This window comes from Alkalihalobacillus pseudalcaliphilus, assembly GCF_028610675.1.
In the GTDB taxonomy this organism is placed as follows: domain Bacteria; phylum Bacillota; class Bacilli; order Bacillales; family Bacillaceae_D; genus Alkalihalobacillus; species Alkalihalobacillus pseudalcaliphilus.
Genome location: NZ_JAQQWS010000032.1, coordinates 1 through 679, shown reverse-complemented (window position 1 = coordinate 679; position 679 = coordinate 1). Strand labels below are relative to the sequence as shown.

The window sequence follows — 679 nt, the reverse complement described above, 5'->3', positions numbered from 1 at the left end:
GACTGAAAGAATGGAGCGTACATCGGTACGTGACATGATTGAAGGAAGGAAGTTGACGAAGAAATACGAAGATACTCAAAAGTTAACAAAGAGAATCGAGTAGTTCGAGGAAGCGACGGACTGAAAGAATGGAGCGTACATCGGTACGTGACATGATTGAAGGAAGGAAGTTGACGAAGAAATACGAAGATACTCTGCAGTTAAATGGGGCCTTAGCTCAGCTGGGAGAGCGCCTGCTTTGCACGCAGGAGGTCAGCGGTTCGATCCCGCTAGGCTCCACCATTAATCGACCCGAAGAATCCTAATAAGGGTTTTTTTAGAGTCGACTGAAACGGTGAAGAGCTAAATGTTCTGAAGTCGTTGGTTCTTTGAAAACTAGATAATCGTAAGAAAACATGAAATTCATCGGAGTCTATAACGATAGACGAACGAGAATGTCAAGAATTCATATCAAACCTTTGATAATGTAAGTCGAATTTTGGCAAAAAGCAACAAGGAGTTCGAGGAAACGAGGCTTCGAAAGAATGGAGCGTACACCCGTACGTGACATGACTGAGAAGACGAAGTTGACGAAGAAATCCGCCGTTGATTTGCAGCCAAAAATGGTTAAGTTAGAAAGGGCGCACGGTGAATGCCTTGGCACTAGGAGCCGAAGAAGGACGCGACGAACGGCGAAACG

The 679-nt window shown here is 45.1% G+C and carries 1 tRNA gene; it reads left to right on the top strand.

The features are described from left to right. Window positions 1–206 precede the first annotated feature (206 nt). Window positions 207–282: transfer RNA gene (locus PQ479_RS21795), tRNA-Ala, on the top strand. Window positions 283–679 lie beyond the last annotated feature (397 nt).